This window comes from Corallococcus sp. AS-1-12 (assembly GCF_020036995.1).
Taxonomy (GTDB): Bacteria; Myxococcota; Myxococcia; order Myxococcales; family Myxococcaceae; genus Corallococcus.
This window is the reverse complement of record NZ_JAIQDD010000015.1, coordinates 58,454-78,267: the sequence shown is the minus strand read 5'-3', so window position 1 is coordinate 78,267 and position 19,814 is coordinate 58,454. Positions and strand designations below refer to the sequence as shown.

Sequence of the window (19,814 nt, the reverse complement as noted above, 5' to 3'; positions counted from 1 at the left end):
GAAGGGGGACGGGAATGGCCAGGCGCAACGGCGAAGTCGACCAGTTCATGGCGGAGCTGGAGCATCCGCTGAAGGCGGAGATCCAAGCCGTGCGCACGGCCATCCTGGACTCGGACGACAGCATCACCGAGCGCATCAAGTGGAAGGCCCCCAGCTTCGTGCACTCGGGGGATGACCGCGTGACGTTCCGCCTGGCCCCCAAGGGCATCTTCCAGGTCATCCTCCACCGGGGCGCGAAGGTGAAGGACGTGAAGGGCTTCGCCTTCGAGGACGACTCCGGACTGGTGGAGTGGCTGGCGAAGGACCGGGGCGTCGTGACGCTGCCGGACGCGAAGACGGTGAAGGCGAGGAAGGCGGCCCTGATCAAGCTCGTGGGCCGCTGGATGAAGGCGACCGCGACCTGAGCGCCCCCCAGGGTGAGGGAGCGGACAGCCGGGCGGTTTTTGTGGGTCCCGGCGGGGCGGTCTTGTTAAACCCCCTCTCATGTTCCACGGCACCACCATCCTCTGTGTTCGCCGCGACGGGAAGGTCGTCATCGCGGGCGACGGCCAGGTCAGCCTCGACAAGACCATCATGAAGAACACCGCGCGCAAGGTGCGCAAGCTCGGCGAGGGCCAGGTGCTCGCCGGCTTCGCGGGCAGCACCGCGGACGCCTTCACGCTCTTCGAGCGCTTCGAGGCCAAGCTCAAGGAGCACCAGAAGAACCTGGCCCGCGCCTGCGTGGAGCTGGGCAAGGACTGGCGCACCGACCGCTTCCTCCGCCGCCTGGAGGCGCTGCTCATCGTCGCGGACAAGGAGAAGACCTTCATCCTGTCCGGCGCGGGCGACGTGATTGAACCGGACCACGGCATCGCCGCCGTGGGCAGCGGGGGCCACTACGCCCTGGCCGCCGCGCGCGCCCTCCAGGCGCACTCCAACCTGTCCGCCCGCGACATCTGCACGCAGGCCATGGCCATCGCCGCGGACATCTGCGTCTACACCAACGCCAACGTCTCCTACGAAGAGCTCTGAGAGGACCGCCCCGTGGCCGAATCGCGCAAGTTGTCCGCCTTCACGCCTCGCGAGGTCGTCAGCGAGCTGGACCGCTACATCGTCGGGCAGAACGACGCCAAGCGCGCCGTCGCCATCGCGCTGCGCAACCGGTGGCGCCGCCAGCAGGTGCCGGACGACCTGCGGGATGAGATCTACCCGAAGAACATCATCATGATCGGCCCCACCGGCGTGGGGAAGACGGAGATCGCCCGCCGCCTGGCGAAGCTGTCCCAGGCCCCCTTCGTCAAGGTGGAGGCCAGCAAGTTCACGGAAGTGGGCTACGTGGGCCGCGACGTCGAGTCGATGATCCGCGACCTGGTGGAGGCCGCCATCGCGCTGGTCCGCGAGGAGGAGACGGAGAAGGTCAAGCCGCGCGCGGAGGAGCTGGCCGAGGACCGGCTGATGGAGCTCATCAAGAACGGCGGGCAGGCGCGCACGACGTCCTCTCCGCCGTTCGGCTTCGCGCCGCCGCCCACCCCCGCGCCCACGCCGCTGGGCGACAGCGAGCGGGAGAAGCTGCGCGCCCAGTTGCGCGCCGGCACGCTGGATGATCAGACCGTGGAGGTGGAGACCAGCGAGAGCTCCCCCACGTTCATGCGCAACTTCAGCGGCCAGGGCATGGAGGAGATCGGCGTCAACCTCCAGGACCTGTTCAAGAACATGCCGGGCATGAAGAACACCCGGAAGCGCAAGCTGCGCGTGCCGGAGGCGCTCCAGGTGCTGCGCGCGGAGGAGGCGCAGAAGCTGGTGGATCCGGACCGCGTCCAGCGCGAGGCCGTGGCGCGCGCCGAGTCCAGCGGCATCGTCTTCATCGACGAGATCGACAAGATCGCCAGCCGCGAGGGCGGCAAGGGCGGCGGGGGCCCGGACGTGTCGCGCGAGGGCGTGCAGCGCGACATCCTGCCCATCGTGGAGGGGTCCGCCGTCAACACCAAGTACGGCCAGGTGAAGACGGACCACATGCTCTTCATCGCCGCGGGCGCCTTCCACGTCTCCAAGCCGGCGGACCTCATCCCGGAGCTCCAGGGCCGCTTCCCCATCCGCGTGGAGCTGGAGCCGCTGTCCGGCGAGGACCTGGTGCGCATCCTGCGCGAGCCCAAGAACTCGCTCATGCGCCAGTACACCGCGCTGCTCGCCACCGAGGGCGTGCGCCTGTCCTTCACGGACGACGCGGTGGCGGAGGTCGCCCGCATCGCCCAGCAGGCCAACGAGCGCACGCAGAACATCGGCGCCCGGCGGCTGCACACCGTGCTGGAGCGCCTGCTGGACGAGGTGTCGTTCACCGCCAGCGAAATGGGCCCGCGCGACTTCCAGGTGGACGCTGGCTACGTGCGCGAGCGCCTGGCCGCCATCGTCCAGGACGAGGACCTGTCGCGCTACATCCTCTAGCGCGCTAGGGTCCGCGCGTCGTCACACCGCGTCATCAGGAAGAGAGAGGTACACCCCCTTGCAAGCGCCGCCGTCCCCCGCATCCGCCCCTGGTAACGAGCCGCTCATCCAGAAGGCGAAGCAGCACCTGCTGCAGAACTACAAGCAGCAACCCATCGCCCTGGTCCGCGGGCAGGGCACGCGGGTATGGGACGCGGACGGCAAGGCGTACCTGGACTGCATCGGCGGCATCGCGGTCTGCGCGCTGGGCCATTGCCACCCGGAGGTGGTCGCGGCGGCCAAGGCGCAACTGGACACGCTGTGGCACGTGTCCAACGTCTTCTACTCGCAGCCGCAGATCGACCTGGCCGCGCAGCTCACCGACTGGGCGGGCCTGCCGCGCGCGTTCTTCTGCAACTCCGGCGCGGAGGCCAACGAGGCCCTCATCAAGCTGACGCGCAAGGTGATGAAGGACCGGGGGCAGCCGGAGCGCTTCGAGATCCTAACCTTCGAGAAGAGCTTCCACGGCCGCACGCTGGCCACCGTCACCGCCACCGGCCAGCCGAAGTACCACGCCGGCTTCGAGCCGCTGCCCCAGGGCTTCCGGCACCTGCCGTTCGGCGACCTGGAGGCGGTGCGCCGCGCCGTGGGGCCGTCCACCGCCGCCATCCTGGTGGAGCCCATCCAGGGCGAGGGCGGCGTGCGCATGGCGCCCCCGGGCTTCTTCCAGGGCCTGCGCGCCCTCTGCGACGAGCAGGGCCTGCTGCTGCTCGTGGACGAGGTCCAGACGGGCATGGGCCGCACCGGCCAGCCCTTCGGCTTCATGCACCACGGCATCCGGCCGGACGCCATCAGCATCGCCAAGGCGCTGGGCAACGGGCTGCCCATGGGCGCCATGCTCTGCCGCGAGGAGCTGGCGGGCAGCCTCTCCGCGGGCACCCACGGCTCCACCTTCGGCGGCAACCTGGTGTCCGCCGCCGCGGGCAACGTGGTGCTGCGGCTGATGCGCGAGCCCGGCTTCCTGGCCGACGTGCAGGCCAAGGGGGAGCACTTCCTCGCCGGCGCGCGCGCGCTCCAGGCCGCGCTGCCGCAAGGCCGCATCCAGGCGGTGCGCGGGCAGGGGCTGCTGCTGGGCGTGGAGCTGGACCGGGAGGTCGCCCCCGTCATCGCGAAGCTGCGAGAAGCCGGTCTTCTGGTGAACTCCGCCGGGGAAGTCACGCTCCGCTTCGCCCCGCCCCTCATCATCACCCGGAACGAACTGGACGAAGCGCTGGGCATCCTCCAGCGTGTCCTCTCCACGCTGTAGAAGGGGAGCGGTTTCACGGTTCCGGGAGGTTTGACGCCCTGCTTCCCGGACACCTACACTTGGGGATTCGCCAGCCTGCGGAACTGACACCTTGAGCGCGCCCAACCCCATCGTCGGCCTGGGGGGCAGGACCGACCACATCGCCACGGTGCCCCACCTGGACCCGGCCCGTCTCCAGCTCAGCCCCGAGGAGGGCTCCGTGCTGGCGCTGGTGGGCCGCGTCGAACGCATCGACGCCGTGCTGTCCCGCTCCTCGCTGGGCGAGGCGCGCACCATCGCCGTGCTGCTGGCCCTGCGCGCCAAGGGCGCCATCGTGCCCGCCCGGGTGGTGCAGCGCGCCGCGCCCGCCGCCCCGGCGGTGGACGCCGCCATGGCGGAGGAGGTGGACCTGGAGCCCGAGCAGAAGCGCGACATCATCGAGATGGAGCGCTCGCTGGACGGGATGGACCACCACGCGGTGCTGGGCGTGGCCCGGGGCGCCAGTCCCCAGGAGGTGAAGCAGGCGTATTACAACGCCTCCCGCCGCTTCCACCCGGACCGCTACTTCGGCAAGAACCTGGGCAGCTTCCGCGCCCGGCTGGAGCGCATCTTCAAGCGCCTCACGGACGCCCACAACGCCCTCAGCCGCCAGGAGCCGCCGCGCGCCCCCGCGACGCCGCCTCCCGCCGCGCGCCCCTCCACGCCGCCTCCGGTCGCGCGCACGGTGTCCAGCGGCGGCTTCGCGGCGGTGTCGCCCTCCGCCGCCCCGGGTGCACGGCCTCCCTCGGGGTCGTTCGCCACGGTGCCGCCCGCCGCCGCCCCGCCCCCGGAGGACGCGGAGTCGGAGGCCCGCCGCGCCGAGCGCCAGGCCCGCTTCGCGCGCCACCCGTACATGGCGCGCAGCCACAAGCTCACGGAGCTCATCGCCCGGGGCAGGGCGGCCACCGCGCGGGGGGACTTCGAGCGGGCCTACCAGGACTTCAACCACGTGCTGGGCCTGGACCCGAAGAACCGCGAGGTCGCCCAACTGCTGGTGGAGGCGCGCCGCAAGCACGACCTGACGCGCGCGCAGGCGGAGGTGGAGCGGGGCCAGGAGCTGGAGATGCGCGGCGACTTCGCGGGCGCGCAGGCCGCGTACAAGCTGGCCGTGTCGCTCAACGCGGACAACCCGGAGGCGGCCTTCCAGGCGGCGCGCGTGGGGCGGGAGCTGGCGCAGGACCCGCAGGAGGTGCTGAAGCTCGCGCAGCGCGCGGTGGAGCTGAAGCCGGGGCGCGCGGACTACCAGCTCCTGCTGGCCCAGTTGCTCCTGGTGGCGGGGCAGAAGAAGCAGGCCAAGCACCACTTCGAGGATGTCTTGCGCCTGGACCCCGACAACGCCGACGCTCGCGCCGGCCTCAAGAAGCTGCGCTGGACGTTCACGTGATGAGGTGCATGCGTCCCCATGGCTGCTGAGCCCGAACCGCTGATTGGCATCGACCTGGGGACGACGAACAGCCTCGTCGCCACGGTGCAGGACGGTCAGCCCATCATCATCAAGAACCGCACCGGCCAGCCCCTCACGCCGTCCGTGGTGGCGGTGTCGAAGAACGGCAAGCGGCTGGTGGGCGGCATCGCCAAGCGGCAGGCCATCACCAACCCCCAGGAGACGGTGTCCGCGGCCAAGCGCCTCATCGGCCGCAAGTTCTCCTCGCACCCGGTGCAGGACGCGCTGCGCGCGCTCACGTACCAGGTGGTGTGCGGCGCGCACGACGACGTGCGCATCCGGCTGGCGGGCCGCGACCTCGCCGTGCCGGAGGTCAGCGCCATGATCCTGGCGGAGCTGAAGGCGGACGCGGAGGCGCACTTCGGCCGGCCCGTCACCCAGGCCGTCATCACCGTGCCGGCCTACTTCAACGACGGGCAGCGCCAGGCCACCAAGGACGCGGGCCGCATCGCGGGGCTGGACGTCCTGCGCATCATCAACGAGCCCACCGCGGCGGCACTGGCCTACGGCTTCGGCCGCACGGTGAACGGGAAGATCGCCGTGCTGGACCTGGGCGGCGGCACCTTCGACGTGTCGGTGCTGGAGATCAACAACGGCATCTTCGACGTGGTGGCCACCGGCGGTGACACCTTCCTCGGCGGCGAGGACTGGGACCACCGCATCATCGAGTGGATGGTGTTCGGCTTCGCCAAGGAGCACGGCATCGACCTGCGCAAGGACCGCATGGCGCTGCAGCGGCTGAAGGACGCCGCGGAGAAGGCGAAGGTGGAGCTGTCCTCGGTGAAGGAGACGCAGGTGCACCTGCCCTTCATCTGCACGCCGCCGGGCGGAGGCGCCGCGCTGCACCTGCAGTCCACGCTCACCCGCGAGAAGCTGGAGGAGCTCACGGCGGACCTGGGCGAGCGCCTGGTGGGCATCACCTCGGAGGTGCTGGGCGAGGCGAAGGTGCGCCCCTCGGACCTGAAGGAGGTCATCCTGGTGGGGGGCATGTCGCGCATGCCCCGCATCGTGGAGCAGGTGCGCCAGTACTTCCGCCGCGAGCCCTGCAAGGGCGTGCACGCGGAGGAGGTGGTCGCCCTGGGCGCCGCCATCCAGGCGCACGCGCTGGTGGGCCACGAGAGCGAGCTGCTGCTCCTGGACGTCACGCCGCAGAGCATGGGCGTGGCCATCGCGGGCGGCTACGTGCGGCGGCTGATTCCGCGCAACACCACCGTGCCCACGTCCGCCACGGAGGTGTTCGCCACCTCCAAGGACTTCCAGCGCACGGTGAAGATCATGGTGCTCCAGGGCGAGCACGAGCTCGCGCACCACAACGAGCTGCTGGGCGAGTTCCTCCTCACCGGCCTGCGCGAGGCGCCGCGCGGGCAGGTGGAGATTGAGGTGACGTTCGACATCAACGCGGAGGGCATCGTGTCCGTGTCCGCGCGCGACCGTGACACGGGCCTGCGCCAGTCCATCACCGTCACCGCGTCCAGCGGCCTGACGGAGGACGAGCTGCGCCGCATCATGGACGAGCAGCGCGACTGGCTGGTGGCGGCGCGCAACACGGAGGAGCTGAAGTCCAAGCGCGTGGAGCTGGACATCCTGGCGCGCGACCTGGTGGACGCGCTCTCCCGCGTGCGGCTCATGCCCGGGGCGGGAGGCCTGTCGCCGGACGTCGTCGCCCGCGCGGAGGCCGCCCTGGACTCCGCGCGGCAGGCGCGCGGCGCGGACGACGTGGGCGTGCTCACCCGGGCCTGCGAGGCCCTGTCCCAGAGCCTGCCGCTGCTGCGCTCGGCGGGCTCGCGCGGGACGCCGGGGAGGTAGCCGATGAACGCGCTCCGGGCCAAGGCGCTGGTCGAAGCCGGGTTGCTGCTGCGGCTGAGCGGCGACCTGGCGGGCGCGGAGAAGCTGTTCGCCCGGGCCCTGGAGCTGGACCCGGCCAACGCGCGCGCGCGCCGGCTGCTGGGGCGGGACGGCCTGGCGGAGCACGGCGGGGACACCGGGTGGAACCTGACGGGCCCGGATCAGGAGGCGGACTGGGGCGCCTGGGCCGGCCCCTCCGAGCCCGGCCCGGTGGTGGCCCCCTTGCGTGAGTCCGTGAGCCTGCCCGAGGGCACGGGCATGCGCGGCGACGCGCTGGACCTCATCGCGGAGGCGCACCGCACGCAGGAGTTCGGGCTGCCGGACACCTTCGCGCCGGTGGGCGGGCTGCCGGAGGGCTCGGAGGTGGAGAGCCTGCTGCGGGGCGCGGAGGACCTGCTGGCGCTGGATGACCACTCCGGCGCGGTGGAGCTGCTGCGCCGGGCCCAGTCCCTGGCGCCGGAGAACCCGCGCGTGGAGGCGCTGCGCGACCGCAGCGAGCGCATCCTGGTGTCCATGCTGGAGGCGCGGCTGGGAGACCTGCACCGCATGCCGCGCGTGCGGCTGCAGCCGGATGACATCATCTGGCTCAACCTGGACCACCGCGCGGGCTTCGTGCTGGCGCAGATTGACGGCGCGGTGAGCTTCGATGACCTCTTCGCGCTGTCCGGCATGTCGCGCCTGGACACCGCGCGCATCCTCGCGCAGTTGCTCGACGAGGGCATCATCGCCCCCGGCGAGTAGCCGCGCGCGGCCGCTTCGTCACGCGGGGCGGATGACGGCCGTCCACACGCCGCGCACCACGGGCTCGCCCTTCGCGTTGTGCGTCTCCGTGGTGACGACGAGGAAGTCCATCCCGGCCTTGCGGTACAGCTCGGAGATGTGGCCCGTGGTGGTGAGCACGTCCCCGGGGCGCATCACGCCCAGGAACTCCAGCTCCTGCTCACCGTGCACCAGCCGCACGCGGTCCACGCCCAGCTCCGGATCCGCGATGGCGGCGCTGAAGGGGCGGATGGCGAACACCACCGCGAAGCTGGGGAAGGCGATGACGTCGCCGTACGGGCCCGCCTGGGCCGCCTCCTGGGAGTAGAGCAGGGGGCTGACGTGCGCGGGGGGCTCGCCGAAGGTGCCCGCGGAGGGCACGGAGCCGCCGAGGATGAGGGAGAACTCGCGCAGCTTCTCCCGGCCAATCTCATAGGTGAAGGGGCCGTACGCACGGCCGACGAACTTGGGGTCCAGGGCCATGGCTATCCGAGCGAGGTTTCGACGACGGCGCCCCGGAGGACGGGCTCGCCGCGCTGGTTGGTGGCGGAGACTTCCGTGGTGAGCCGGCCCTCCGCGATGGCGGTGACGCGGCCCTGGAAGGTGACGGTGTCCTCCGGCAGCACCGGCCGGGAGAAGCGCACCTTCACCCGGCGCACCAGGCCCGGGTCTCCCACGAAGACTGCCACGGCCTCCACCGCCCAGCCCAGCGTGCAGAGCCCCTGGAGGATGACGCCGTTGAAGCCGGCCTGCCGGCCCACCTCCGGGTCGATGTGGATGGGGTTGTAGTCCCCGGAAGCGCCCGCGTAATACACCGGCCGCAGCCGGTCGCACTGGCGGACGTGCGTGAAGGTGTCTCCCACCTGGAACGTGCGTGCCATGAGGCGCGGGAGCCTACCGCATCCTCCGTCCCCGGACGCCTGACGGAAATGAAGAAGGGGCGGCCCCCACGCTTCGTGAGGACCGCCCCCGTGTCACTTCAGGGCTTCAGCCGCGGCGCCGGCCTACGCCTTGCGACGGCGCGCGAGCGCCATCGCCGCGAACAGCGCCATCAGCGGCGCCATGCCGCCAGCGGAGCCGCCCGTGGAGGAGCAGCCACCGCCGTCGTCGGCCTTCGGCACGTTCACCGTGATGTTGGCGGTGCTGGTGGCACCCGCCGCGTCCTTCACCGTCACCTTGAAGGTGTAGTTCTCCAGCGTCTTCTTCGCCGGCGGGGTGAAGCTGGCCTCGGCGGAGTTGGCGCCGGTCAGCGTCACGGACGGGCCACCCGTCTGCTCCCAGGCGTAGGTCAGCGGCTCGTTGTCCGGATCCGTGGACGTGGAGGCGTCGATCTTCACCTGCTCACCGCCGCGCACGCCCGAGATGACCCGGACCTTGGCGACCGGCGCCTGGTTCACCTGCTTCACGTTGACCGTGTAGACGTACGGGCCCGAGGCGGCGCCGTCCACGTCCGTCACCGTCAGGCTGAAGGCCACGGCCGTGTCGGCCTGGACCTGCGGCGCGGTGAACGCCAACTGCGCCGTGCCCGCGCCCGTGGTCTGCACCGTGGGGCCGCCGACCTGCGCCCAGACGTAGGTGAGCGCGTCACCGTCCGGATCCGTGATGCCGGAAGCGTCCAGCACCACGTTGCTGCCCTCGTCCGCGTCGACGGAGGCCGGAGCCTGGCCCACCGGGTGGCGGTTGGCCTTGCGCACCGTCACGTTGACCAGGTCGGACACCGACACTCCGCCCGAGGACACCGTGAGCTTGAAGGTGAGCTCGGTGGGGGCGCTGACGTCCGGCGCCGTGAAGGTCGCCGTCGCCGTGTCCGCACCCGTCAGCGTCACCTGCGTGCCGCCCGTCTGCTCCCACAGGTAGGTCACCGCCGTGCCGTCCGCGTCCGAGCCGGAGCCGGCCAGCGTCACCGTGGAGCGGGCATCCGCGTCGAAGTCCGCGCCGGCGTTGGCCACCGGCTCACGGTCCACGTTCTTCACGTTCACGGCGACCGACTTGGTGGACTTCGCGCCAGCGCTGTCCGTCACGGTGACCGTGAAGGTGAACTGCGTGTCCGCCGTCACTTCCGGCGCCGTGAACGTCGCCTTCGCCTTGGTGGCGTTGGCCAGCGTCACCTTGGGCGAGGCGGGGCTCGTCTGGACCCAGGCGTACGTCAGCGTGTTCGCGTGAATCAGATCCGCGTCCGTGGAGCCCGAGGCGTCCAGCGTCACGTTGGTGTCACCCTCGTTCACCGTGGCCGGCGCGGTGGCCGCGGCCACCGGGGGCTGGTTCACGTTGACGACCTGGATGTCCACCGTCTTCGGGGCGCTCGCCTTGCCGGCCGCGTCGGTGACGACGAGCTGGAAGGAGAGGATGTCCGTGTAGTCCACGTCCGCCACGAAGCTCGGGGTCGCGGTGTCCGCGCCGGTCAGGGAGACCGGCGTGGCGCCACCGACCTGCGTCCAGTTGTAGGTGAGCGTCTCGCCCGCGGCGGCATCCGGGTCGAAGCTGCCCGTGCCGTTCAGGGTGATGGTGGCGCGGTTGAGGACGCCGTTGACGAGCGTGCCCTCCGCGACCGCCGCCGTGCCCACGCGCGACGGACCCGCGTTGGCCACCGGCGGCACGTTGCACGCGCCCGTGGAGGCCGGCTGATCCGCCTGGCCGGAGAACACCGCCGAGGCGCCCTCGAACGTCACGTCATCCACGTCCAGGCCGTAACCGCCCACGGCCACGTCACCGCCGATGCGGAAGCGGAAGCGGACGTTCTTGAGCTCCAGGTCGGGGAAGAAGGTCCCGAAGTTGATGCTCGCGGTCTTGAACGCCGGGAAGCCCGTGCTCACCCGCGCCATCGCGGCGCGGTCCTCGAGCGGGTTGCCGCCGCCCGCGGCGATGTAGTCCACGTAGCCCGGATCCGCGTCCACCACCGGGTACAGATCCCACGGGTCGATCCAGTCGATGCCGTCGACCGTGAACTCGAGCACCGCGCCGTCGTAGGAGGCGTTGGAGTCGAACTCGAAGGAGTGGCGGTACTTGTAGCTGATGATGAAGTCCGCCGCGTCGTCCACCTTCAGCCAGGGGCTGGTGATGGTGGTCTCCGCCGCCGTGCCCGGGTCGTTGCCGTGCGCGTAGCGGTTGGCCGGCGAGCCGGACAGCGTCCAGTCACCGGAGGAGGACAGGTTCTGCGACACCGTCCACCCGCGCAGGCCGGACTCGAACGTCTCCGTGTTGCTGGTGGTGGGGACGTGGTCGTAGTTGACGCGCGGGTCGAACGTCACCGTCTTCGCCGCCGCCGGGATCTCGTTGGTGTCGAAGACCACCTTGATGCCGGCGCGCGCGGGCGAGCCGGAGACCGCGGTGACGTTGACGGGCACGGTGATCGTCGCCGAGGCGCCGCGGGACAGGGCGGGGACGTTGATCGCCGCGCCGTTCGGGAACTCCAGCGTCGCCGTGGTGCTGGTGCTGCTGACGGTGCCGGAGAAGGCGCTCAGCCCGTTGCCGCCCACGTTGCGCACGGTGATCTTCAGCTCACCCTGCTCGCCGATGTCGAGGATGCCGTCCTGGTCGCAGCCGCCCGCGCTGTCCGCCAGCGTGATGCTGGTGACCTCCAGGTTGCCGGCCGAGGCGAAGCTCTCCGTCACGCCGATGTGGTCGAACGCGTCGCGGTCCGGCGACTTGGCGCCGAAGCCGAGGCCGCGCTTGGCGAAGGCCGCCACGAAGCGCTGGTAGTCCGCCGGGTCGCTCGCGAGCGCCACGGCCAGCACCGCGTCACGCGCTTCCGTGAAGGTCGGCGCGTTCGGCGTCGCCTTGTAGGAGGCGACGAGGTACCGCTTCATGCGGTCCTGCGCCTCCTGGAACGGGTGCGCGTTCAGCAGGCTCGTGTAGCACTCCCACAGCGCCGTGGCCCACACCTCACCGCTGTTGTGGACCTCGCTGTTGTTGGCGGTGCTCGCCGTCGCCAGCTCGTTGGGCAGGGTCGTGAAGTTGGCGATGTGGCGGAACGTGTAGCCGTTCTTGCTCATGTCCGTCGTGTAGGGCAGGCGACGGATGCCGTAGTAGTAGCCCTGGTTCTTGCCACCGCTCGTGACGTAGCCGGCGGTGCTGTAGACGCCCTGCCAGTTGTTGTTGCCCGCCTTGGTCCGGTCGGACTCACGCACCTGCATCAGCATGGCGTGGAAGTCGCCCCAGCCCTCGCCCATGGAGCGGCCCTGGTTGTTGCTCAGGCCCGCGGCGTTACCGACGAGGCGGTTGCTGATGTAGTGACCCCACTCGTGCGCGATGATGCCGTTGTCGAGCGTACCGTCGCGGTCCTGGTCCGGCGCGCGCAGGAAGTGCACGGACACCGGCTCGGTGGCCGCCGCCGCCTTCCACGCGGTGCCCGCGGCCTGGGTGATCATCAGGGACGGCGTGTTGATCTTCGCGTCATCCGTGCCGTTGCCGCCCATGCTGATGGTGCTGCCGGCGGCGTTGTTCGCGATGACCGTGGCGATGGCGCCCGCGTTCTGCGCGTTGAGCGACTTGATGACGAAGTTGCACGTCCCGCGGTCGATGAGGGCGATCTTCCCGGTGAAGTAGCCCGGGTCGAACGCGGCGCAGCCGTCCTTGTTGGTCTCCGGGACCTTGATCTCACCCGTGACGTCGTACGCCTGCTTGCCGTAGCTGGCGGAGCCGGCCTCGTAGATACCGGCCAGCGCCGCGGGCGCGGTGACGGACAGCTCGGGCGTGCCGTCGAACACGTACATCTGCATGCGCGGGGACGCACCGTCCGCCGGCGTGCTCATGTTCGCGTTGTTGCGGCCGCCGTAGTCCTGCGCCTGGGCCTGGAGGGGGTCGCCCTCCACGCCGCCACGGCCGAAGTTGAACGACTGGGCGTTGCCCGCGGCCTCGTCGAAGCCGGCGTCGTAGAACCAGTCGTGCAGGAAGTTGTTCACGTAGAACAGGTTCACCACCGAGGCCTTGATCTGCTCGGTGCTGGTGCCCGGGGCCTTGGTCGTGTCGTAGACGTACGCGAAGGTGTTTTCGCTCGTCGTCTCCGCGCGGGTGTCGTTGGTGCCGGGCTGGAAGCCGTCCGGCGCGTTCAGGTCCGCGTACGCGTCCACGTTGTTACCCGTGGTCTGCGTGGCGTTGGCCGGCAGCCAGGGGTCGTTCTTGCTGTAGGGGCTGTTGGCCAGGGTGATGTCGTTGGCCGGGCGGTTCAGCGGGGCCTGGTAGCCGTCGCGCGTGCCCGTGGGGTGCGGGGTCGCGTCGTTGCCCTGGGGACCGTCCTCCGGGATGAACGGGGACGCCGTGTCCGCCCAGACCTTGTACGTGAAGGCCGTGCCGGCGTCCGCGGACAGGTCGTTGCGGAAGAGCACCTGGCCGGTGGCGGCGGAGATGACATAGCCGAAGTACTGGCTGGAGCGCGCGGCCTTGGGGCCGGCGTTCACTTCCACGTACCAGGCCGGCTCCAGGTTGCCGGCCAGCATGAAGAACACCTGCCGGGCGCGGGCCGGGGTGGCCAGGTTCTGCGGCAGCGCGGACTTCGCGCCGGGGGCCAGCTCGAAGAAGGTGTCGTCACCGCGCGTGCCCGCGTTGATGAACGAGGTGGCCTGCGTGCCGGAGCCCGTCAGGTCCTTGAACGCGCCGGACACCGCGTCCGCGGCGCCCAGGTTGAAGCCGGCGCGCGCCTTGGTGCGGGCGGACAGCGCCAGCTCGGACGGGGCCAGGTAGCCGCTCACGGCCACCAGGCGCAGGTCCTGGCCCATGATGACCTTGATCTCGTTGCGGAAGACGGGGATGCCGCCCACCGACTGGTTGAAGGTCGCGACGATGGCGCCCTTGCCGGTGTTGTGCACCGAGCGCAGGTTCGCGCCCGCGACATCCTCACGCGTCAGGCGGTAGTTGTCCGCCACGGTCTGCAGGTGCGCGCGCGCCGCGCCCTCCACCGTCATGCCGGAGCGGATGACGGACTTGGACTGCGCGCCGTCCTGCGTGGCCCACGCGAACGTCGGCACGCCGAGCCGCTGCTCGGACTGCTCGATGCGAAGCCCGCGGGACACCGCCGTGTTCGAATCCACGGCGAGAGAGCGGGAGTCCCGCTGCTCCAGGAACGCGTCGTAGTTCGACCGCTCCTTGGCCCACGCGCTGGTGCCCGCGATGGGCACCAGCAGCAGGCTGGTCAACAGCTTTTCCCTGAGACGCATGCGCCTTCCTTCTTGGGGGTATGTACTGCCGGACGAGGGGACTGCGAGAGACGACGACTGCAAGAGGAGAGGTCCGCCGGGGGAGGCGGACCGCCCCGCTACGGATGGCGGACCGTGGATGGACGACAGCCCGATAGGAAACGCTGCCCAACGCCACAGGTCGCATGGGCGACGTGCGCGGGGACTTCAGCGTGCGAAGGCGGGACGCGCGAGGCGACCAGGGCGGGTGCGAAGCGCTGCGACTGGCCGGACAGCCCGGGCGCCACACCCGAACCCGGGGCGGCCCATCCGAATCGACTGTCAACGGTCACCGGCAAGCGCTGCTCTCCAACCCACTCTTCCAGGCGCGGTTGTCTTCACCGCGCCGGGTTCAGTGGGAGCGCATGCTAACCAGGACACTGTTTCGTTGAAAAGAGGGGGGCCCCTGCAACTTTGCGTTAGCAACCCAGTAACAATTGTCAGTCTGGAATAAGCCGTAGCAACCAGGCATGCGTGGCCATGACACAGGTGCCGCGCCGCACCTTGCGTGCGGGCGGAAACCCTGTTCAGCGGCGCGAGCGCGGCGCCGGCGCGCCTTCCTCCGAAGAGGGCAGTGGGCCGTGGTCCAGCGGGTCTTCGATCTCCGCGCCCTCCTTGCGCTGCTTGTACTGTTCGCGCACGTAGGCGACGAGCTGATCCAGGTACGTCGACAGCGGCGGGCAGCGCACGCCGGTGCCGTCGAGCAGCTCCAGCGTGTTGTGGCAGTTGTAGATGGCCAGGTGGTTCACGTAGCTGATGGCGGCGCGCTGGGGCCGGGCCAGCTTCTCCAGCACGGGCAGCCGCAGCATCACGTCCGCGGCGCGCGCGGACAGGTTGAAGCGCGGCAGCCGCTTGTGGGCCTTCTCCGCGATGAGCTCGTACACGCGCCGCGCGCTCATGGGGTTGGGGTCCACCAGGTGGAAGGTGCGCCCCTTCGCCCTTTCATCGCGCGACAGCCGCCACACCGCCTCCACCACGAAGTCCACCGGGACGACGTTGAGCGGCGCCACGCCGTTGCCCGGCAGGGGCAGCGGCACCACCAGCGGGGACGTGACGAGCAGGATGCCCAGGTAGTAGGGACCCTCGAAGCGGTCGATCTCCCCCGTGCGCGAGTCGCCCACCACGCTGGACGGGCGGAAGATGGTGACGGGGAGGGTGGCGGAGGCGCGCTGCACCAGCCGCTCCGCCTGGAACTTCGTCTCCTCGTAGGCGTTGCGGAAGGACTGGCCCCGGTCCAGCTCGTCCTCGGCGATGACGCCCACGCGGTCGCCGGACACGTAGCAGGTGGAGAAGTGGTTGAAGCGGGCGAGGTTCTCGCAGTCTCGCGCCAGCTCCAGCAGGTTGCGCGTGCCGTCCACGTTCACGCGCCACGCGGTCTCCTTGGGCACGCCCAACTGCGAGACGGCGGCCAGGTGGAAGATGTCCGTCACCCGCTCGCACAGGCGCTGGTACTCCTCGCCGGACAGGCCCAGGTGCATGTCCACCGCGTCACCGGTGAGCAGCTCCACGCGCGCGCCCTTCACCTTCGCCGCGAGCGCCTGTGCCTCCTTGAAGGCCTTGGGCTGCACGAGCGCGTAGATGTGCCCTCTCGGGTCCTCCCGCGCGATGTGCTCCACCAGCCGCTTGCCGATGAAGCCCGGGTAGCCGGTGATGAAGTAGGTGCCAGGGACCTGCCGCGTCTTCGACGTCTCGCTCATGCGCGGCGCAGCATAACCGCCCGTCAGCCGTGCGCGAGCATCGCCCGCCACACCGCTTCCACCTGTGGACGGGTGGCCTCCGGCGCGCCGCTGTTGTCGATGACCCACGTCGCGTGGGCGCGCTTGTCGTCCAGCGGCATCTGCGCTCCGAGCCGCGCCTCCGCCTGGTCCGCGGAGAGCCCGTCGCGCGCCATCAGCCGCGCCTTCTGCACGTCCCGGGGCACCCACACCACGGCCACGCCCTCCATCGCCTGGTGCAGGCCCGTTTCGATGAGCAGCGGCACGTCGTACACGGCGTGGGTGACGCCTTCGGCCTCCAGCGCCTGGAGCTTCTGGAGGAAGAGGGCGCGCACCTCCGGGTGCACGATGGCGTTGAGGGCGGCCCGCTCCCCGGGGTCCGCGAAGATGTGCGCGCCCAGCTTCACCCGGTCCAGGCGGCCGTCCGGGCCCACCACGCCGGGGAAGCGCTCGTCGATGCGCCTCAGGCCGGGCGTGCCGGGCTCCACCACCTCGCGGGCGAGCACGTCCGCGTCCAGCACGCGCGCGCCCAGCTCCCGCAGCATCCGGCTCACCGTGCTCTTGCCGGAGGCGATGCCGCCCGTCAGGCCGAAGACGTGCACGGGCTACTTCGCGGCCTTGGGCGTGGTGAAGACGAAGGACTGCACCGTCTTGCCGTCCTCGTTGAAGAAGATGGCCACGCCCAGCTTCACGTAGAGGAAGTAGGTGCGGAAGTCGTCCGTCAGCTTGCGCAGGTAGCAGGGCGTGGCGGGCATGGCGCCGGCCGGGCAGGCGGGGCCGTAGCTGTTCTCGATGGTGTCCTTCTCGATGACGGGCCCGGGGAACACGTCGATGCGCTCCACCAACTGGGTGGCCGGGTCCACCTTGAACTGGGCCTGGGTGGTGCCCTTGATGGCCTCCTTGGAGAAGTAGGCCAGGATCTCCTTGCCGTCCTGGCTCATGGTCCGGGACGGCTCCCCGAACTTCTTCACCACGTCCTCCTTCTTGGAGGACCCGGGCTCGATGCCCTGCCACGGCTTGGCGGAGGCGGGCAGGCAGAAGGCAAGGACGGCGACGGCGCACAGGACGGCAATCACGGGGGTCCGCATCTCGACTCCTCCCTAGCGGATCAGGCAGGCACGCCTCAAGGTCCGTTACCTCAAGCCACGCGCCTGTCCACCCGGTATTCAATCACGAACGAGACGCCTTGCCCCCTCCAGGGGCCTCTGCTACGTGCTCAGGGCATGTCTCCTCGTGCCTTCCGGGTCTTTTCCGCCCTCCTGCTCGCCCTCGGTGGCGGCCTCGCCGGCGCCGCGGACTTCACGGGCCCCGATAGCTGCAAGGGTTGCCACCCGGAGGCATACGACGCGTGGATGAAGTCCAAGCACGCCCGTGCGACGGAGACGCTGGCGGACAGCCAGAAGAAGGACGCGCGGTGTCTGTCCTGCCACGCGCCGGACCAGGCGGAGCAGCAGCTTTCGGCCGTCACCTGCGAGACGTGCCATGGCGGCGGGCAGTACTACTCGCCGTCCTACGTGATGAAGGACCCGGAGCTGGCGCGGCTGGTGGGTCTGGTGGACCCGTCGGAGAAGCAGTGCCGCACCTGCCATGACGCGTCCTCGCCGTCCCTGCGCCCGTTCGACTTCAAGGAAGCGCTGAAGGCCATCGACCACTGGTCCGCCGAACGCGCCCGCAAGCAGACCCGCGCGGACGCGGCCCCCTCCACGCCGGCTCCGGCCACGGCGAAGAAGTAAGTGACCCCCGCTTGATCAAGATCCTCGACTCCCGCTTCGTCACCACCGCCGTGGAGCTCAAGGGGCTGCCCACGGACCACGCCGCGGAGGTGGCCTTCGTCGGCCGCTCCAACGTCGGCAAGTCGTCCATGATCAACGCCCTGACGAACCGGCGGAAGCTGGTGCGCGTGTCCAACACGCCGGGGCGCACCCGGACGCTCAACTTCTTCGACGTGGACCTGGACCGCGACGGCGTGCGCCACACGGTGCGCCTGGCGGACCTGCCCGGCTACGGCTTCGCCAGGGCGAGCAAGGCGGACAAGGCCCAGTGGCAGGAGATGATCACCACCTACCTCAAGAACCGGCACCGGTTGGAGGTGGTGGTGAGCATCATCGACGCGGAGGTGGGGCCCTCGCCGGAGGACCTGCAGACGCTGGACTACCTCCAGGAGCACAACCGCCGCATCCTCGTGGTGGCCACCAAGGTGGACCGGCTGACGAAGGCGCAGCGCAAGCCCCGGCTGCACAAGCTGGCGGAGCAGTTGGAACTGCCCCGCGAGGCGGTCATCCCGTTCTCCTCCACGGAGAAGCTGGGCGTGGAGGAGGTGTGGGGCACGCTGCTGGACACCTTCGGCAAGGCCACCCGCGTCTGAGGCTGCCGGGGGCGGGCGCGCTGTGGTAGCACCCCCGCCGTGTCCCAGAACGGCAAGACGAACGGTGGTGTTTCGCCCCTCGCTCCCCGCGAGGAGCGTCAGCGGTTGATGCGCCTGTCCCCGCGCCAGCGGGTGGCGGCGCTCTATGACGCGGAGGACACGGCCGCGCTGGTGCGCTCGCTGCCCGCGGAGGACCTCTACGTCACCATCCAGGAGGTGGGGCTGGCGGACACGACGGAGCTCGTGCAGCTCGCGTCGCCCGCGCAGTTCCGCACCTTCGTGGACCTGGGCGGCTGGGCGAAGGACAAGCTGGACCCGCACGCCGTCCTCACCTGGCTGCGCGCCGCGCGCGGCGACGAGCAGGAGGACTTCCTGCGCAAGGTGCACGCGGTGGACCTGGAGGTGGTGGAGACGCTCCTCAAGGAGTTCACCGTCGTCCACGACCTGGAGGAGAACCCGGACGTCAACCCGCAGGGCGTGACGCTGGAGACCCCGGAGGGCCGCTACCTGGTGGAGCTGAAGGTGGAGGGCGTGGAGATGTCCGCCATGCGCGCGCTCCTCAACGACCTCATCGCGGAGAACCCCTTCGAAGCGGTGCGCCTCTTCGAAGCGGTGCGCTGGGAGATCCCCTCCGAGCTGGAGGAGACCGCGTTCCAGTTCCGCCGCGCGCGCCTGGCCGACCTGGGCTTCCCGTCGCTGGAGGACGCGCTCGCGCTCTTCAGCCGCGTGGACGTGCCGCCGCGCCCCACCGGGCCCGGGACGCCCGCGCTCACCGCCACGGGCGGCCACGTGGACTACCTGGAGGCGGCCTTCCGGGACCTGTCCGACGTGGAGCGGATGAACGCGGAGGACGAGCTGCGGGAGGTGGCCAACGCGGTGCTCGTCGCGGAGCTGGGCGATCCGGGCGACCTGGAGGCCGTGCGCCGCGTGGGCGAGTGGGTGCGCGACTACCTGTCGCTGGGCCTGGAGCACCTGACGGGAGGCGACCCCGCGAAGGCGCCGGAGGCGCTGCGGGACACGCCCCTGCGCCGTGTCTTCCAGGTGGGCTTCACGCTGACGCTCCAGCTCAAGTACCGCGCGGATCGCCTCTTCAAGGCGCCCTTCGTGAAGCTGGACGACGTGCCGCTGGTGCTCCCGGAGGAGGCCGCCGCGCTGGAGGCCCTGCGGCGCAAGCGCCCCCGGCGGGCGCTGCGCGTCCCGGGCGCGGAAGCCGTCCCGTTCCGTTCACTGCGGGAGGTGGCCGCCTCGGAGGGGCTGCTCGCGCGGGCGGAGGCACAGGTGGCGGCGCTTAGCGCGCTCCTGGGCGGCTCCGAGGATGCGGCGCACACCGTGCTGGCGCGCTTCGGCGTGTCGCTGGACGTGCTGGGCGTGGAGCGGCTGTGGGCGGCCGTGGTGGGCATGGCCGTGCTGGAGGAGCGCGTGGACGTGCGGCCCGTGCCGCTGGGGCGCACGGTGGAGCTGGGCCAGCGCCTGTTCGAGGGCACCCCGGAGGCGCCTCGCCTGCGCGTGAGCGCGGCGGAGCGCGCGGTGGCGGCGCTGTCGCCCGAGGTGCCGGAGGCCGCGCGTGAAGAGCTGCGTCGGGTGGTGAACGTCACGCTGGCGCGCCTGCTCTTGGAGCTGGGCCCGGCGTGGCTGCGCGAGGGGCGCCTGGATCTGATCGCCTCCGCGGTGCTACCGATGGAGAGCGCCCCGGTCCCGTAGCTTTTTCAGCCTTGCCCGGCCCGCCGGTCGGGGGCGGGCTCGCAACCGCCCGAAGATACAGGCCTCCCGCGTTGCCATCTTCTGGCACGCG

General features: G+C 70.8%; 16 protein-coding genes. 10 read left to right on the top strand and 6 right to left on the bottom strand.

Annotated elements, in window-relative coordinates:
• Positions 1-14: 14 nt before the first annotated feature.
• From K8556_RS23005 to K8556_RS22975, 7 genes are all read left to right on the top strand, one after another.
• A complete protein-coding gene (locus tag K8556_RS23005; protein ID WP_223742224.1) occupies positions 15-404 on the top strand; it encodes a DUF1801 domain-containing protein in 390 nt (129 codons plus the stop codon).
• 79 nt (positions 405-483) lie between these two features.
• Entirely contained in the window at positions 484-1,011 is a 528-nt protein-coding gene (hslV, locus tag K8556_RS23000; protein ID WP_014397838.1) for an ATP-dependent protease subunit HslV, read from the top strand.
• 12 nt (positions 1,012-1,023) lie between these two features.
• On the top strand, positions 1,024-2,421 hold the full coding sequence (hslU, locus tag K8556_RS22995; RefSeq protein WP_223742223.1) for an ATP-dependent protease ATPase subunit HslU: 1,398 nt from the start codon (positions 1,024-1,026) through the stop codon (positions 2,419-2,421).
• 58 nt (positions 2,422-2,479) lie between these two features.
• Positions 2,480-3,706 carry an aspartate aminotransferase family protein gene (locus K8556_RS22990; RefSeq protein ID WP_223742222.1) on the top strand — a complete coding sequence of 409 codons (1,227 nt, stop codon included), beginning with the start codon at positions 2,480-2,482 and terminating at the stop codon, positions 3,704-3,706.
• Between the two features lie 91 nt (positions 3,707-3,797).
• A complete protein-coding gene (locus K8556_RS22985) occupies positions 3,798-5,108 on the top strand; it encodes a tetratricopeptide repeat protein (protein ID WP_223742221.1) in 1,311 nt (436 codons plus the stop codon).
• Between the two features lie 18 nt (positions 5,109-5,126).
• Positions 5,127-6,974: a molecular chaperone DnaK gene (dnaK, locus tag K8556_RS22980; protein ID WP_223742220.1), complete on the top strand. Its 1,848-nt coding sequence runs from the start codon at positions 5,127-5,129 to the stop codon at positions 6,972-6,974.
• A 3-nt stretch (positions 6,975-6,977) separates the two neighbouring features.
• Positions 6,978-7,754, top strand: coding sequence for a tetratricopeptide repeat protein (locus K8556_RS22975; RefSeq protein ID WP_223742219.1), 777 nt, complete (start codon positions 6,978-6,980; stop codon positions 7,752-7,754).
• A gap of 18 nt (positions 7,755-7,772) precedes the next feature.
• Here K8556_RS22975 and K8556_RS22970 read toward each other — a convergent pair whose 3' ends face one another.
• The 6 genes from K8556_RS22970 to K8556_RS22945 all read right to left on the bottom strand — a co-directional run bounded on the left by K8556_RS22970 (position 7,773) and on the right by K8556_RS22945 (position 16,745).
• Complete coding sequence (locus K8556_RS22970; protein ID WP_223742218.1) at positions 7,773-8,255, bottom strand: MaoC family dehydratase N-terminal domain-containing protein; 483 nt, start codon at positions 8,253-8,255, stop codon at positions 7,773-7,775.
• A gap of 2 nt (positions 8,256-8,257) precedes the next feature.
• Positions 8,258-8,653, bottom strand: a complete 396-nt coding sequence (locus K8556_RS22965; RefSeq protein WP_223742217.1) for a MaoC/PaaZ C-terminal domain-containing protein — start codon at positions 8,651-8,653, stop codon at positions 8,258-8,260.
• A gap of 123 nt (positions 8,654-8,776) precedes the next feature.
• Positions 8,777-13,924: a myxosortase-dependent M36 family metallopeptidase gene (locus K8556_RS22960; protein WP_223742216.1), complete on the bottom strand. Its 5,148-nt coding sequence runs from the start codon at positions 13,922-13,924 to the stop codon at positions 8,777-8,779.
• Between the two features lie 545 nt (positions 13,925-14,469).
• Complete coding sequence (locus K8556_RS22955) at positions 14,470-15,639, bottom strand: SDR family oxidoreductase (RefSeq protein ID WP_223742215.1); 1,170 nt, start codon at positions 15,637-15,639, stop codon at positions 14,470-14,472.
• A gap of 23 nt (positions 15,640-15,662) precedes the next feature.
• Positions 15,663-16,259: a dephospho-CoA kinase gene (gene coaE / locus K8556_RS22950; protein ID WP_223742214.1), complete on the bottom strand. Its 597-nt coding sequence runs from the start codon at positions 16,257-16,259 to the stop codon at positions 15,663-15,665.
• Between the two features lie 3 nt (positions 16,260-16,262).
• Positions 16,263-16,745: a hypothetical protein gene (locus K8556_RS22945; protein WP_223742213.1), complete on the bottom strand. Its 483-nt coding sequence runs from the start codon at positions 16,743-16,745 to the stop codon at positions 16,263-16,265.
• A 135-nt stretch (positions 16,746-16,880) separates the two neighbouring features.
• Between K8556_RS22945 and K8556_RS22940 the strand changes: the two genes are divergently transcribed.
• The 3 genes from K8556_RS22940 to K8556_RS22930 are packed head-to-tail and all read left to right on the top strand — an operon-like array spanning position 16,881 to position 19,723.
• Positions 16,881-17,390 carry a cytochrome c family protein gene (locus K8556_RS22940; RefSeq protein WP_223742212.1) on the top strand — a complete coding sequence of 170 codons (510 nt, stop codon included), beginning with the start codon at positions 16,881-16,883 and terminating at the stop codon, positions 17,388-17,390.
• A gap of 11 nt (positions 17,391-17,401) precedes the next feature.
• Positions 17,402-18,022 carry a ribosome biogenesis GTP-binding protein YihA/YsxC gene (gene yihA / locus K8556_RS22935; protein WP_223742211.1) on the top strand — a complete coding sequence of 207 codons (621 nt, stop codon included), beginning with the start codon at positions 17,402-17,404 and terminating at the stop codon, positions 18,020-18,022.
• A 39-nt stretch (positions 18,023-18,061) separates the two neighbouring features.
• The gene (locus K8556_RS22930) at positions 18,062-19,723 is read left to right on the top strand and encodes a DUF6178 family protein (protein ID WP_223742210.1); all 1,662 of its coding nucleotides are present in this window, start codon (positions 18,062-18,064) and stop codon (positions 19,721-19,723) included.
• Positions 19,724-19,814 lie beyond the last annotated feature (91 nt).